This is a genomic window from Floridaenema aerugineum BLCC-F46 (genome assembly GCF_041929345.1).
Classification (GTDB): domain Bacteria; phylum Cyanobacteriota; class Cyanobacteriia; order Cyanobacteriales; family Aerosakkonemataceae; genus Floridanema; species Floridanema aerugineum.
In genome coordinates this window covers 85,723-100,539 of the sequence record NZ_JBHFNQ010000218.1, presented here as the reverse complement: position 1 = coordinate 100,539, position 14,817 = coordinate 85,723, and the positions used below count along the sequence as shown (strand labels likewise).

The window sequence follows — 14,817 nt, the reverse complement described above, 5'->3', positions numbered from 1 at the left end:
AAAACCTATTCATTTGAAACATGAGTAAAAGCATTGATGAATTCAGGATAAAAAAATGTCTTTAAATGTAGAACTGTTAGAGCAAAGTTTTGAGAAAATTAAACCTCATGCTAATGAATTTGTGGTGAGTTTCTACGAAAACTTATTTGCAGCTAATCCAGAAGTCAAACCTTTATTTACCAAAACTGATATGACAAATCAGTACAAAAAGCTGCTAAATTCTTTGGTGTTAGTCGTCGAAAATCTCCGCCAACCAGAAAACTTAGGAGCAGTACTGAATGCTTTGGGAGCTAGGCACGTTAGTTATGGAGTAATTCCTAAATATTATGGCCCAGTTGGTGCAGCTTTACTTACTACTTTTGAACAATATCTCCAAACAGATTGGACTCCTGAAGTTAAGCAAGCTTGGTTAGCTGCTTATCAAGCTATTACGGCTGAAATGTTAAAGGGTGCAGATGAAATATCCTCACCAAAAGTGGCAGCAACAGTAAAGCCTGCGGAATCAACAGTAAGTCAGCCTGAAACAAAGCCAGAAAAAGATCCGAAACAGCGAGAAAAAACTACTATTCAAGACTTGCTTAAAGTTTTCACTAATATTCCGAAAAAACTTGTTGATACTTTTTGGGTGTTACCCACTTGGTTAGTCGCGGTTAGTGCAGCTTTATTGTTTATTTTAGCCTATTTATTTGCTAATGAAAATTCTGTTATTTCGGAAATTGTGGAAAGTGCTGATGTATTGAGTTTAGTAATTGCCTTAGTTTTGTTTATTAAGGAAGCTCCCGATCGCCGCAAGCAATTTCACTACCAAGCTTGGAGTACAATTGATGCAGCACATGGAGTAAAAGTTAGTTACGCCAGACTTTTAGCACTACAAGATTTAAATGAAGATGGCGTTTCTTTGCGAGGTTTGGACACTTCTGGTGCAGAATTAGTAGATATTAATCTTCCTAAAGCTAATCTTAGTTCAGCTAATTTAAGTGCAACGGATTTAACTAATGCTAACTTAAGTTACGCCAACTTGGACAATGCTAACCTCAGTCAGAGCAAACTTAGTGGTGCTAATCTTAGTCATGCTAACTTTGGTTTTGCGAAGTTGAATCAGGCTAATCTTAGTAGTGCTAATCTTAGTAACGCTAATTTAATCTGTGTAGATTTAACTCAAGCTAACCTCAGTGGTGCTAATTTAAAAAATACTAGTTTAAGTGGTGCAAATTTGGAGGGCGCTTACCTAACTGGTGCCAATCTTAAAGGTGCTAAAGTGAGTGATTTTGAGTTGAGTGTTGCTTTCCTTGAAGGCGCAATTATGCCTAATGGGAAGAAATTTAAATCAGCAGAAACAGCAAAAGATAATTCATAGTTTCAAGAATTGAAAATCATGGATATTACAGAAGCGACTCTCCCGGATTTATGGTGATAACAAAATCTTATTTAACTGATTTGGTGTGTTAGGCACGGGCGATAAATTCAGCATTTCAACGCATAAATAAATTCCCGTGCCTTTTCTTGAATGCCGTAGGCTATACGCACCGTTTCCCTGGTTTGTAACATATATGAACATTTTTCCCGATTAACCCGAAAGAGCCATCCAAAATTGGGATATGGTAACAAGTAGTGGTAATGTTAATTTGGTTTTACGAGGATTACTCACAGAAATTAGTCGTTTAGAAAGTGAGCAAAAAAATGATTAGTTTTCTACAGCAGCCCGTTGCGGGGGGAGTTCCGCAGGGAGATGGGCAACTTTACCATTAAGCTCGCTCATTTCTACTCCAATTTCAATTGCTTTGGGAATAGCAGCGAGGTTAATACCTTCTTCGTTGAAACGTTGTTGAATTAGACGAATAACATCTGCGTAAGTTTCCCAAAAATCATCTTTTTTCGTCCATCCACCAGCAAACACACTGATATAGTAGTCTTCAATCTGCCAGACAAAAGTACTAGGAGCAGGTTCTGCCAGCACTTTAGGATGAGATTTGATAGTTTCTACAATTAGTTGCTCTACTTTTTTGAGGTTTTCGTCAAAGTCGATCCGGAAAGAGAGCATGATTTTGCGGTTTTTGTCGTGGCTCAGGTTTTCGATCGTATCACTCCAAATATTGTTATTAGGAATAGTAAATATCTGACCACCAAAACCTTTAATCTTCGTATTAGCTAAGGTAATAGCCTCTACCCATCCCCAAAGCGATCCTACTTTTACTTCGTCGCCCACATCGAAGGGTTTGTAAACCATGATCATCAAACCGCTGGCTAAGTTGCCAAGGTTGCTTTGCAGCGCGAATGCGAGGACGAAACTCACACCCCCAAGCAAGGCTAAAACGGGGCCAAGGCTGACTTCCAGTGCGGTTAAAGCTAGCAAGAAACCGACTACAACTCCGCCACGTTTGACCAGCATGACAATAAAATGGCGCATAATTGCTGATGTACCGCCAAATTTGGAAAGTATTTGATTGAGCAGCGCACCCAGGATTTGAGAAACAACGATCGAAGCCAGAATAATCCCAGTAAACTTCCCGAAATTAGTTGCCCAACGCAAACCTCCTTCGCTAGATTGTGCCCAGCTAATCAGCCGCAAGCCCAGCCCCTCAGTGTCTTTGGCATCTACTTCGACAGCAGTAACTGCTTGAATGTATTGGCGGTAAGACTTAACATCGCCACCTTTTCTTTCTAGTTCTTCTAAGACTGCGTTTAGGCGATCGATCAGCGCCGTCTGCTGTCCTTGAAGTTCCGTAACAGTAGTAACGAGTTGATTCTTCGCTTCCGCCTCAGCTTCAGCACTCTTTTCTAACTTTTGCTTTGTTGTTTCCAACTGCTGTTGTTTTTGTTGCAAGTTCTGTTCATTATTTACAACTCCGGGTGAACCAGCAACTTTTTCCTCTGGGTTGTTTTTAATTTCGGTTTTATCCAGTGCAGCTGTAGCGTTGTTGAGGTTTTGGGATGACTGCTGAGTTTTATCAGTCCCTACCCCTAACTCTTTGAGTAGTTGTTTTAGGGCTGCATCTGCTTTTTCTAATTGTTGGGTAGCTTTCTGATATTCTGGTGTATCTGGTTGAGCGCCTTTTTGCGCTTCTTGAGCATCCTCAACTTCTTTAATCGCTGCTTCTAGTTTCTCAATTTTTTTGGTTGCGTCTTGATAAGCTAAAGAGCCAGCAGTCTGTTTATCTCGATCGGCTTTTGTTTGCTCGATCGTTTGTTTCGCTGTTTCCAGGTTGCCCGTTTTCTTAGCTTTTTCTAATGCCTCACGCGCTGTTGCATCTTTTCCTAATTCTGCTTTAGTTGTTTTGGCTTCATCAACCGCTTCTTGGGCTTTTTTCAGGTTTTCTTGGGCTTCTTCTACCTTTTTTGTGGCTTCTTGATATTGCGGCGAACCCGGTGCAGCACTTTTTTGTACTTTCTCGGCTTCTTGGAGAGCTTGTTTAGCTTTTTCTAAGGCTTCTGCACCTTCTTTTTGTTTGGCAATAGCTAAATTTTGCCGCTTAATTGTAACTTCAGCCTCGCTGATTTCTTTGGCTTTATTTTGCAGCACTAACATCCACGCTGCTGCTTCGTTTTGCACTTCTTCTAGCGTCAGCGGTTTGAGGATCAGTTTCAGTTCATCGACTGGAATATCAAGCTGTTTAGTTGTGGTTGCAGCTTTGGGATCTGGTGGTTTTGTTGGTTGAACTGCTTCCACCTTTTCCGTTTTCGCTTCTGATGTTGATTCTTGCTCTTGCGATCGTACCGGAGTCACCCACACTGCACAAATACCAATAACTCCTGCAAGAATAATAGCTCGAACTCTATAATGCTTCATTTATTACATTCTCCTGATCCGTATTTTTTATTTCCGGCTCACCCAAATAAAATCGTTGGGTAGGGATTCCTCTTGTTAACTCAGAGATTCAAACTCTGCTATTAAAATAATACCCGCTCAATTGCTAATAATTACTAATGGATTGTTAAAATTTTTATATTTATGTAACTTTAGATAGATGCTATAGCAACAAACATAAGGTAAGCGCCAAAATTGCGACTTTCTTCCGTCAAGAAATCCGGTTTATGTATAAAATTTAACTTTAAAGGACTGAAGCCCTCACAACGAACTTTTCCCCGAATTTCAATTAAGCTGTTGGTTGTGGTATTTTAGCGAGATTTTCGGCATAAATATTCACTGCTAAATAATACCAAATCCGGCTTAAATACCCCCCTTATTCTTTAGTCTTTGTCAAGCGGACTAAGTTTTGTGTAGCACGTATTTCAATCGCCCAATCATAATGGGGGTAACTGTCGAGAAAAAACCGGGTTTCTTTAAACCCGGTTTCTGTGGAAATTTTTATTTTGTTGGACTTCAGTCCTGAAAACGAACTTTTTAACTTTGTGAAATTAAGCTGTTGGTTGTGGTAATTTAGCGAGATTTTCGGCGTAGATGTTTACTGATAAATTATCATCTGCGCGGTTCATTAGCGATCGCCTCACCTCACCCAAAATCAGCGGTTGCGAAACCCCCGCTTCTGGGTGAATCATTGTTCTAGCACGAATGACTAAACTATCACTACCCAATCTGCCATAAGAAAACAAATCTGCGGCGGCTTGACGCAAAGTTGCATCTAATTCAGACTGAGTTATTGTGGGGGGAACTGCGATCGAAGCTAAAGTAGCCCCATTATCAAAAACCACCGAATAGCGAATTGCACCAGGAATAGTAGTATGAGTAAACAACCCTAAACCTAAAGCAAATAAACCACCAGTTAACACCCCCATAAACCCAGTAGCACCAACAAATCGAAACCGAAATCCCCACTTAAAAACAAAAGCTATTACAGTCAAAACCGCACAACCTAAAGTTAGAATCCCCGCCCACTTACCAGCAATTAAAAAATCAGTTGTTGTTAACATAACTTCTGCCATCTTTGATTTTCAATTTTCGATTTTAAACCAATATTAGGTACGTTGTTGCGCTGTCTTCGCTATAGTGGCGCTAAAGCGCAACAACGTACCCAGTTTATAATTGATTTCCCCGGAAAAATCCCCACCTAAAATCTCAACAAACTGCAATTAAGCTTCCTCTTTTTCATTACTGATAAAGCCATTTGAATCAGCATTAGCAGCTGATTGCAACGCCGCTTTTAAAGCGTGCCAAGTTAGATTAGCACATTTAATTCGCACAGGGAATTGGGCAACCCCTTGCATAACATTTAATTTTCGCAACTCCTTGGGAAACTCCGCCTCACCTTTCATCATCCCTTGGAAACGTTCCACCATTTCCAAAGCATCGGTAACAGTTTTCCCCTTTAAAGCTTCCGCCATTAAATCAGCAGAAGCCATCGAAATTGCACAACCTTCCCCCTCAAATTTGGCATCTACAATTGTGTCGCCAGCATCATTTAGCTGTAACGTCAATTCGATCGTATCGCCACAGGAAGGATTATGCCCTTTTTGATATCGATGCACCGGATTAGTTTTACCCTTGTGCCTGGGTGTTTTATATCTTTCTAGAATTACCTGTTGATACAGGTCGCGCAAATTGCCCAAAGTCATAATTCGACTGGTATTATGTTATTTAACTTTATACTTGATTGTAACGGTAATTAAACCTCTCGATTGTTAAATTGGTAAATCCGCACGAGGGTTAAAGGTTTCAATTTGGCGGATTTTTTCATAAAGTTCTCTTTCCCTAGAACTAATCTCTTTCGGAATCACAATTTGAATTTCCAACAATTGATCGCCCCGACTACCATCTTCCATCGGATAACCTTTATTAGCAAGGCGCAATCTTTGACCTGATTTTACACCCGGAGGAATGTTCATTTTTACCCGTCCATCTAAAGTTGGCACTTGCACTGGTGCGCCCAAAACTGCTTCACTGGGAGTAATCGGTAATTGGCAAACAATATCTGCACCTTCCAACTTATAAAACGAGTGGGGAGTAACAGTAATTTTCAGATAAAGATCGCCACCGCCAATGCCCTGACCTTTCAAACGAATGCGTTGATCTGTTACCATTGCGGGGGGCATATTTACTTCTAAACTGCGCCCATCTTCCAAGCGAATTCTTTCTACTCCCCCTGTGTAAGCTCTTTCTAATGGTAAAGTTAATCGCGCTTCAATATCTTTGCGAGTTGGACGAGAAGGAACGGTGTAACTAACTTTAGTATTTCCGGGTCGAAATTCATCTTCTGCGACTTTAGCACGGGAATTCATGTCTTCTTCCGTTGCTACCCGGACTTTTTTGTTACTGCGTCCTAATAGTTCATCGATGAATTGACCAAACTCGGTAAATTGGCTGTAATAGTCATCATCTTTGTCATCACGATTACCATTAAACCAACTTTTGCCACCACGATTCGATCGACCTCCCCCAAATCCTCTTTGCTTCCAATAGCGACTAAACTGATCGTATTCTGCACGTTTATCAACATCGGAAAGTACTTCGTAAGCTTCACCGATATCTTTAAATTTTTCTTCCGCTTCTTTGTTTCCCGGATTTAGATCGGGATGATATTGTCTAGCTAATCTCCGGTAGACTTTTTTAATTTCTTCTGCTGATGCTTCTCTGGGAACACCCAGTATTTCGTAATAGTTTCTAAAGTTTTCCATAGTTTAGTTGTTTTATGTCATTGGTTATTTGTCATTGGTTATTTTGTCTTATGTCATTGGTCATTTGTTATTTGTTTATCGCTAATCACAAATGACCAATGACAGGTGACTATTTATATGACAAATTAGAACCAATCATCGTCATCATCATCATCCCAATCTTGTCTTTGCGGTTGTTGGCTTCTTCGACCTGTTCCAATACCATCAGAAGTATTGCGAGAACGATTAGACCCTGTACCATTGTAAGAGCGATCGTCACGAATCGCGTCCCGGCGATCGTCATAGCGGCGAGCGTCATAATCACGATTATTATTACCGTAGTAAGGTCTATCTCTGTCTCTAAAATCGAAGTCGTCATCGTCATCATCCCCAGAGAAAGCGCGACGAATCGATCCAAATAAATCGTCTTCTTCTTCGGTATAACGCAGCCGCACTTCCCGATTCATTTCATATAGAATATCCTGCAAATCTGCTTGACTTCTATCAATTCCCGCATCATCATTTTTAGCTAAATAATCGCGCAATTCTCGCACTAAACTTTCAATGCGGTAACGATATTCATTAGCAAACTGCATTCCCAAATCTATACTTACTTCTCGCAGTTGTCTTTCGGCTTGAGTTGCTAAAGATTCGGCACGATTTCGCTTTTCAATTCTTTCTCTTTGCAAGCGATCGACTTCCGCATATTCTTCCGCATCCCGAATCATTTGTTGCACTTCACTTTCACTTAAAGTCGAAGCTTCTTGAATCGTAACTGTTTGTTCTCGACCTGTGCTTCTATCTAATGCCGTGACTTGCAAAATTCCGTTAGCATCAATGTCGAAAGCGACTTGAATTTGAGGAATTCCTCTCGGCGCAGGTGGGATTCCTAATAACTTAAATCGACCCAAAGATTTATTATCTTTTGCCATTTCCCGTTCCCCTTGGAGAACGTGAATTTCTACCATTGTTTGGTTGTTTTCTCCGGTCGAAAAAGTATCAGATCTTCTCACAGGAATTGTTGTATTGCGGGGAATCAATTTTTTCATTACCCCGCCGATTGTTTCCAATCCCAAAGATAACGGAGTCACATCTAATAACAGGATATCTTTAAATTCTCCTGCTAAAATTCCCGCTTGCACTGCTGCACCAACAGCCACAACTTCATCAGGATTGATGTTTTGGTTAGGTTCGATATCGATAATACTAGCCACCAAATCTTGTACCATTGGCATTCGCGTTCCCCCGCCAACAAGTACCACTTCATCGATATCTTCTGGCAACATATTGGCATCAGCCAAAGCCCGTTTTACAGGTCTGCGGAGACGGCTAACTAAATCGGTGCATAAGCTTTCAAATTGCGATCGCGTTAACCGAGTTTCCAAATGTACCGGGCCATCTTGAGTTGCCGCAATAAATGGTAAATTGATTTCAGTAACAGTAACACCAGAAAGCTCAATTTTTGCCTTTTCGGCTGCTTCCATTAAGCGTTGTAAAGATTGGCGATCGCGTCTTAAATCAATCCCTTCCTGTTCCAAGAATTGTTCCGCCAACCAATCAACAATCTTACTATCAAAATCATTCCCCCCCAACTGAGTGTCACCGCTAGTCGCCTTAACCTCAAAAACCCCATCACCAACCTCTAAAATCGACACATCAAAAGTGCCACCACCCAAATCAAACACCAAAATAGTTTGATTTTCCCGCTTATCTAAACCATAAGCCAAAGCCGCAGCCGTAGGCTCATTGAGAATGCGCTTAACTTCTAAACCTGCAATTCTTCCCGCATCTCTTGTCGCTTGCCGTTGCGAATCGTTAAAATATGCCGGAACCGTAATTACCGCCCCTGTAACTGGCTGTCCCAAGTAACGACTGGCTTCATCCGCCAACTTTTTGAGCACCATTGCCGAAACTTCCTCTGGTGCAAAATCCTTATTCAGACGGGGACACTTAATCTTAATATTTCCCTGTTCATCCTTGCGAATCGTATAAGGCACTCGCTTCGACTCTGGGCTAGTTTCCGCATACTTACGCCCGATAAACCGCTTCACCCCATAAAACGTATTTTGCGGGTTAAGCACAGCTTGTCGCCGCGCCATTTGCCCTACCAGACGTTCCCCATCCTTGTTAAAGCCAACTACAGAGGGAGTAGTCCGCATTCCTTCGGCATTGGCAATTACCAAGGGTTTGCCACCCTCCATTACAGCTACCACTGAGTTTGTTGTACCCAAGTCAATGCCGACTACCTTTCCCATGCGTTACTGTTCTCCTCGCCTCTATTAAATAATGTTGAGAACTATTGCTGAAATTATTCTATCTTGCCAGCGGCAGATACATCGGGGAAAGGCAGAGGGCAGGAAGCAGAAGGCAGAAGGTAAGAGTAAAAGCAAAAGGCAGAAGGTAGGAAAAGTAATGGTTTCAGCAATTGATAGTGTTCATTACTGAGATCTTGCACTAGTCCCAACATCCACCTGGAAATCAATTTCCAGGCTAATAGCTAAAGTCCTCTAAAGAGGACTACAGGACTTACGCAAAGCCTCTATTTGTAGGGTGCGTTAGTGCTAACGTAACGCACCATCCCACTAAAATACTTAGGACTCAAAAACTTTCAGTCCATTTTAATGGACTTGAGCTATTAGCCTGCGAATTGATTCGCAGGCGGATGTTGGGACTAGTGCAAGATCTCAGTATTACAGTTTGGCGATCGCTATAAAATTTTCACATCTAGCTGTAGCATCTTAGCGATGATCGATCATGACCGTTTATTTAAAGAACTACTGACAACCTTCTTTTTCGAGTTCATCGAGTTATTTTTCCCCGAAGTAGCAACATATCTGGAACGTGACTCGCTGACTTTTCTGGATAAGGAAATTTTCACCGATGTTACAGCAGGTGAACAATACGAAGCCGACTTAGTGGCAAAAGTCAGATTTCGAGGTGAAGAATCATTTTTCCTGATTCATACCGAACACCAATCAGAAGCAAGAGGCGACTTCAGCAAAAGAATGTTTCGCTACTTTGCCAGATTGTACGAAAAACACGCTTTGCCAGTTTATCCCATTGCCCTATTTTCCTACGACGTACCACAACGTCCAGAACCAACCTTTCATCGAGTTGATTTCCCCGACTTCCGGGTACTGGAATTTAATTATCGAGTAATTCAGCTAAATCGCCTCAATTGGCGCGATTTTCTGCGTTACCAAAATCCAGTAGCTAGTGCGTTAATGGCAAAAATGAGGATAGCACAATCCGATCGCCTGCGCGTCAAATTTGAATGTTTGTGCTTGATGGCTACCTTACGGTTAGATAAAGCACGAATGAAACTGATTTCCGGGTTTATTGACACTTATCTACGTCTGACAGCTGAAGAGGAACGACTTCTCCAAGCTGAAATTAGTACAATTGAACCATCTACAAGGGAGGTAGTTATGGAGATTGTTACCAGTTGGGAACTACAAGGAATAGAGCAAGGACTAGAACAAGGACGACAGCAAGAAGCTTTGTCCTTTGTTCTACGCCAACTTAACCGTCGTGTTGGTAGCGTTGTTCCTGATTTAGAGGCAAGAATTCGCAGTTTATCTGTTGAGAAATTGGAAGATTTAGGTGAGGCGTTGTTAGATTTTTCGGAGGTTGCTGATTTAGTTGATTGGTTGGATAGAGAGGTAACGCCGTAATCTAAAATTTATTTAGGGTGGGCAATATCCACCCTGATTTTTTTCGACAAAGTACTAACAAGCAGATATCCGCTAAAATCTTAACTAAAATATTTCTGATAATCCAAATATTCTATGACACTCAAAGAATTAGAACCAAAACTCCTGGCATTAACACCCACCGAAAAAGCCCAAGCAATTCAACTATTAGCCCAAAGTCTAAGTGACACTTCGCAAGGCATTGAAAAGACTCCTGGCGTGTGTGGCGGTGATGCCACAATTGCTGGAACTCGCATTCCCATTTGGTCACTGATTAATTATCGCCGTTTGGGTGCAAGTGATGCCCGAATCTTACAAGATTTTCCCCATTTGAGTGCAGCAGACTTGGTGAATGCTTGGAATTATGCTCAAGCACATCTAGAAGAAATTGAAGCAGCAATTCAAAGAAATGAGGAAGATTGAAAAATGGCAAGTCTTTATGCTGATGAAAACTTTCCATTGCCAATTGTAGAATTATTACGTTCTTTTGGTCACGATGTTTTAACAGCTAGGGAAGCAGGACAATCTGGATTACGTATTCCTGATGAGGAAGTATTAACTTTTGCTATTAGCAATCAACGGGCAGTTTTAACCAGAAATTGGACTGATTTTATCCGACTACATCGCTTACAACCTGAACACACAGGGATTATTATCTGCAAAGAAGACTTAGATACGGAAAGACAGGCTACAAGAATTAATGAAGCTATTTCTAATGAAGGAGATTTGAGAGGCAAATTGATTCGTGTGATTCGTCCACCTAGATGAAAGTCAAGCGATATCAAAATCTTTTCCTAATTCCCATTACTACTGGAGTAATCAAGCTAATGGAAGAACTAATCACCCTGAAAGAATTACTACATCAAGGCAATATTGCAGAAGCTTTGTTAATCGTAGAAGAACTCGAAGAGATGAACAAATCTGATAAATTAAACAAAATATTTAGTTATGGCATCATTTTATTATTACACCTGATTAAACAAGCCGTCGAAAATCGCACTACTAGGTCTTGGAATCTGTCAATTCGTAATTCAGTTACGCAAATTCAACGCACCAATCGCCGCCAAAAAGTTAAAGGAACTTACCTGACTGAAGATGAATTAAGAGAAACTTTACAAGAAGCTTACGATTTGGCTTTGGAAAAAGCAGCATTAGAAGCTTTTGAAGGACAATATCAAACAGAAGAATTAGGTGAATTAGTTAATCAATAAAAAATAATTCAAAAAGCAATGAATTTGATAATTGAATAATAATTACCCTGTCCTCTAGAGACAAAAAATAAAGAATTCCCAGTCCCCAGTCCCCAGTCCCCAATCCCCGATCGCCACAATTTTTGCAAAATGTAACGGACTGTAAAGTATAATGAGAGCGATAAAGACGCAAGCAAAATTAAGGGTAATACCATACGAATGCGAGTTGCGATCGCTGGAGCAGGTCTAGCAGGACTTTCCTGCGCTAAATATCTCACAGATGTCGGTCACACCCCGATCGTCCTAGAAAGCCGAGACGTACTAGGAGGATTAGTGGCTGCATGGAAAGACAAAGACGGCGACTGGTACGAAACTGGATTACACGCTTTCTTCGGAGCCTATCCCAATATGCTTCAACTGTTCAAGGAATTGGACATCGAAGATCGGCTCCAGTGGAAAGAACATACACTAATTTTCAACCAACCAGAAAAACCTGGAACATATTCCCGTTTTGATGTTCCCGATATCCCCGCACCCTTCAATGTGATTTTATCCATTCTGCGGAACAAGGATATGCTGACTTGGGAGCAGAAAATCCGCTTTGCCATTGGACTACTTCCGGCTGTAGTTCGGGGACAAAAGTATGTGGAAGAAATGGACAAATACTCGCTTTTGGAATGGCTGAGAAGACAAGGTGTTGACGAAAAAGTAAACACTGATATCTTTATCGCGGCTTCCAAAGCTCTCACCTTCATTAATCCTGATGAAGTATCCGCAACTATTCCATTAACGGCGCTTAATCGCTTCCTGCAAGAGCGCTACGGCTCGAAAATCGCCTTTTTGGATGGATCTCCTACCGAACGGATGTGTCAGCCTCTAGCGGACTATATTACCCAACGTGGTGGGGAAGTTCGGATTAACTCGCCACTTAAGGAAATTGTCCTCAACGAAGATGGCACAGTTAAACATTTTGTGATTCGCGGACTCAACGGCGCACCTGATGAAATTTTGAGCGCAGATGTTTATGTTTCTGCGATGTCGGTTGATGTGGTAAAAGTGTTGTTACCTAAACCTTGGCAGCAAATGGAATTTTTCCAAAAGCTGGAAGGTTTGGAAGGTGTGCCTGTAATTAATTTACATTTGTGGTTCGATCGCAAACTCACAGACATCGATCAACTGCTGTTTTCCCGTTCTGACTTACTCAGCGTCTATGCGGACATGAGTAACACTTGTCGGGAATATGCCAATCCCGATCGCTCAATGCTAGAACTCGTTTTAGCACCCGCGAAAGATTGGATCGATCGCTCCGAAGCAGATATCGTAGCCGCAACAATGGCAGAGTTGAAAAAACTCTTCCCCCACCACTTTGACAGTGATAAGCCAGCCAAATTGCTGAAATATCACATCGTAAAAACGCCTCGCTCAGTCTACAAAGCAATTCCAGGCCGTCAACAACACCGTCCTACCCAAACTACTCCTATTAGTAATTTTTATCTTGCAGGTAGTTACACCATGCAACGTTATTTAGGCAGTATGGAAGGTGCCGTACTTTCTGGTAAGCTGACAGCGCAGGCGATCGCTGAAGCACACCCGCAAACAGCAAAAAAGGTAAACACAACCCCAATCACCTCCCAGCCTGCGACCAATGCTGCAACTGTCTAATTACCCTCGCATGAGAACGCTGGCCTCTTTGGAGCAATCCTACGAACTCTGTCGTCAAATTACAGCTAAATACGCCAAGACGTTTTATTTAGGCGCATTACTAATGCCGGAGGCCAAGCGTCGGGCAATTTGGGCTATTTACGCTTGGTGCCGTCGGACAGATGAACTCGTAGATGGCCCCCAATCAGTCAACACCACTGACGAAACTCTCGATCGCTGGGAACAACAGCTAGAATCCGTTTTTGCTGGCATTCCCCAAGACGATCAAGATGTCGCTTTAGTTGATACCTTGCAACGTTACCCGATGGACATTGAACCATTCCGGGATATGATTGCAGGTCAACGGATGGACTTATACCGCAGTCGATACGAGACTTTTGAAGAACTCAACCTCTACTGTTATCGGGTCGCTGGTACAGTTGGGTTAATGTCTACTGCTGTCATCGGTGTTGATAAGACTATTTACACTGCCCCTTGGAACAAAGATCGAGAAGTTTATATTCCTACAGAAGAAGCGATCGCATTAGGAATAGCCAACCAATTAACTAACATTCTCCGCGATGTTGGAGAAGATGCTCGTCGGGGACGCATCTACCTACCTTTAGAAGAATTAGCTTTGTTTAATTACACCGAAGCTGATTTATTTAATAGTGTAGTTGACGATCGTTGGCGGGAATTAATGCGTTTCCAAATTCAACGGGCACGCAAGTATTTCGTATTAGCAGAAAAGGGGATTCGTGCCCTGAGTACTGATTCTCGTTGGCCTATTTGGGCAGCTTTGATGCTGTATCAAAGAATCTTAAATGCGATCGAACGGAATAACTACGATGTTTTCCGGCAAAGAGCTTATGTTTCTAATTCCACAAAGCTACTATGTTTGCCGATCGCCGGAATACGCTCAAAAGTCCTCTAAAAGTTAATGCTCAACCAGTTAATTTGGTTGAGCTCATATTTATTATTCCTACTAATACGAATAGAAAACGCATACTAATACCAAAGCCTGGTGAGGGTAGAGACTAATATTTGCCATCCAAACCATTATCTTTTTCATGCCGTAAGATTTTTGATTGAATTAAAGAAAAGTACAAGAAAATCTTTATTTGAATTTCAACAACCCCAAGACATCGGCTGCTGAAATTTGCCCACTTTCAATCACGCTGAGAAGAGGTAAAATATCTGCATTGTATTTAACTTCTGGTAATTGATTGGGTAAAAAAACCATCACAGATTTATCATCTGGGTCAATGAACCAACCTAACTTTGTTCCATGTTTAAGAGAGAAAATAATCTTGTTAATCACCCGGTTTGGAGACTGTTCGGGGGAAAGGATTTCTATTATCCAATCTGGGGCAATTTCCACTCGGTTAGAAATTTCTCCATCTTCATCGACAGGAATGCGTGACCACTCGAATACGGCAATATCTGGGACAAGAGAACGCCCTGCAAACGTGCATCGTAATTCTGTAAGTCCATAAATTAATTGCTGTGGTTCGCCAACTCGATTAATAGTAGTTACTAGGCGAGTTTGCAGAATACTATGTTTTCCTTGGGGCATTGGTTTTTGGTAGATTTGATCGTCAATGTACTCACAGGCGGGTTTGGTTTCCGGTAATTGCAGGAACTCTTCTAGAGAAAATTTTGCAGTGAATTGAACTGATGTCATGGTAATAATTAATCCTTTGATTTAAATAATCCTCAAGAACAAATAATTTGAGATTCTCGTT

At 41.4% G+C, this 14,817-nt stretch carries 13 protein-coding genes; 7 read left to right on the top strand and 6 right to left on the bottom strand.

Features of this window, described 5'->3' with window-relative positions:
• Positions 1 to 55: 55 nt before the first annotated feature.
• Positions 56 to 1,357: a pentapeptide repeat-containing protein gene (locus ACE1CC_RS30475; RefSeq protein ID WP_413274182.1), complete on the top strand. Its 1,302-nt coding sequence runs from the start codon at positions 56 to 58 to the stop codon at positions 1,355 to 1,357.
• 327 nt (positions 1,358 to 1,684) lie between these two features.
• On the opposite strand, the gene ACE1CC_RS30470 is transcribed toward ACE1CC_RS30475, so the two are convergent.
• From ACE1CC_RS30470 to dnaK, 5 genes are all read right to left on the bottom strand, one after another.
• Positions 1,685 to 3,787: a mechanosensitive ion channel family protein gene (locus ACE1CC_RS30470; protein ID WP_413274181.1), complete on the bottom strand. Its 2,103-nt coding sequence runs from the start codon at positions 3,785 to 3,787 to the stop codon at positions 1,685 to 1,687.
• Positions 3,788 to 4,356: 569 nt separating this feature from the next.
• Positions 4,357 to 4,869: a Ycf51 family protein gene (locus ACE1CC_RS30465; protein ID WP_413274202.1), complete on the bottom strand. Its 513-nt coding sequence runs from the start codon at positions 4,867 to 4,869 to the stop codon at positions 4,357 to 4,359.
• 159 nt (positions 4,870 to 5,028) lie between these two features.
• Positions 5,029 to 5,511, bottom strand: a complete 483-nt coding sequence (gene sufU / locus ACE1CC_RS30460) for a Fe-S cluster assembly sulfur transfer protein SufU (protein ID WP_413274180.1) — start codon at positions 5,509 to 5,511, stop codon at positions 5,029 to 5,031.
• Positions 5,512 to 5,577: 66 nt separating this feature from the next.
• Positions 5,578 to 6,570 (bottom strand): DnaJ C-terminal domain-containing protein, encoded by a 993-nt coding sequence (locus tag ACE1CC_RS30455; RefSeq protein ID WP_413274179.1) that lies wholly within the window; start codon positions 6,568 to 6,570, stop codon positions 5,578 to 5,580.
• Positions 6,571 to 6,695: 125 nt separating this feature from the next.
• Positions 6,696 to 8,804: a molecular chaperone DnaK gene (gene dnaK, locus ACE1CC_RS30450; protein WP_413274178.1), complete on the bottom strand. Its 2,109-nt coding sequence runs from the start codon at positions 8,802 to 8,804 to the stop codon at positions 6,696 to 6,698.
• Positions 8,805 to 9,293: 489 nt separating this feature from the next.
• Between dnaK and ACE1CC_RS30445 the strand changes: the two genes are divergently transcribed.
• From ACE1CC_RS30445 to crtB, 6 genes are all read left to right on the top strand, one after another.
• Complete coding sequence (locus tag ACE1CC_RS30445) at positions 9,294 to 10,223, top strand: Rpn family recombination-promoting nuclease/putative transposase (RefSeq protein ID WP_413274177.1); 930 nt, start codon at positions 9,294 to 9,296, stop codon at positions 10,221 to 10,223.
• Positions 10,224 to 10,337: 114 nt separating this feature from the next.
• Positions 10,338 to 10,664, top strand: coding sequence for a DUF433 domain-containing protein (locus ACE1CC_RS30440; protein ID WP_413274176.1), 327 nt, complete (start codon positions 10,338 to 10,340; stop codon positions 10,662 to 10,664).
• Between the two features lie 3 nt (positions 10,665 to 10,667).
• Positions 10,668 to 11,009, top strand: coding sequence for a DUF5615 family PIN-like protein (locus tag ACE1CC_RS30435; protein WP_413274175.1), 342 nt, complete (start codon positions 10,668 to 10,670; stop codon positions 11,007 to 11,009).
• Positions 11,010 to 11,068: 59 nt separating this feature from the next.
• Positions 11,069 to 11,452: a DUF29 family protein gene (locus tag ACE1CC_RS30430; protein ID WP_413274174.1), complete on the top strand. Its 384-nt coding sequence runs from the start codon at positions 11,069 to 11,071 to the stop codon at positions 11,450 to 11,452.
• A 198-nt stretch (positions 11,453 to 11,650) separates the two neighbouring features.
• Complete coding sequence (gene pds, locus ACE1CC_RS30425) at positions 11,651 to 13,093, top strand: 15-cis-phytoene desaturase (RefSeq protein ID WP_413274173.1); 1,443 nt, start codon at positions 11,651 to 11,653, stop codon at positions 13,091 to 13,093.
• Positions 13,077 to 14,006: a 15-cis-phytoene synthase CrtB gene (crtB, locus tag ACE1CC_RS30420; RefSeq protein ID WP_413274172.1), complete on the top strand. Its 930-nt coding sequence runs from the start codon at positions 13,077 to 13,079 to the stop codon at positions 14,004 to 14,006. The genes pds and crtB overlap by 17 nt, the downstream gene beginning before the upstream one ends.
• 183 nt (positions 14,007 to 14,189) lie before the next feature.
• On the opposite strand, the gene ACE1CC_RS30415 is transcribed toward crtB, so the two are convergent.
• Positions 14,190 to 14,756 (bottom strand): Uma2 family endonuclease, encoded by a 567-nt coding sequence (locus tag ACE1CC_RS30415; protein WP_413274171.1) that lies wholly within the window; start codon positions 14,754 to 14,756, stop codon positions 14,190 to 14,192.
• Between the last annotated feature and the right edge of the window lie 61 nt (positions 14,757 to 14,817).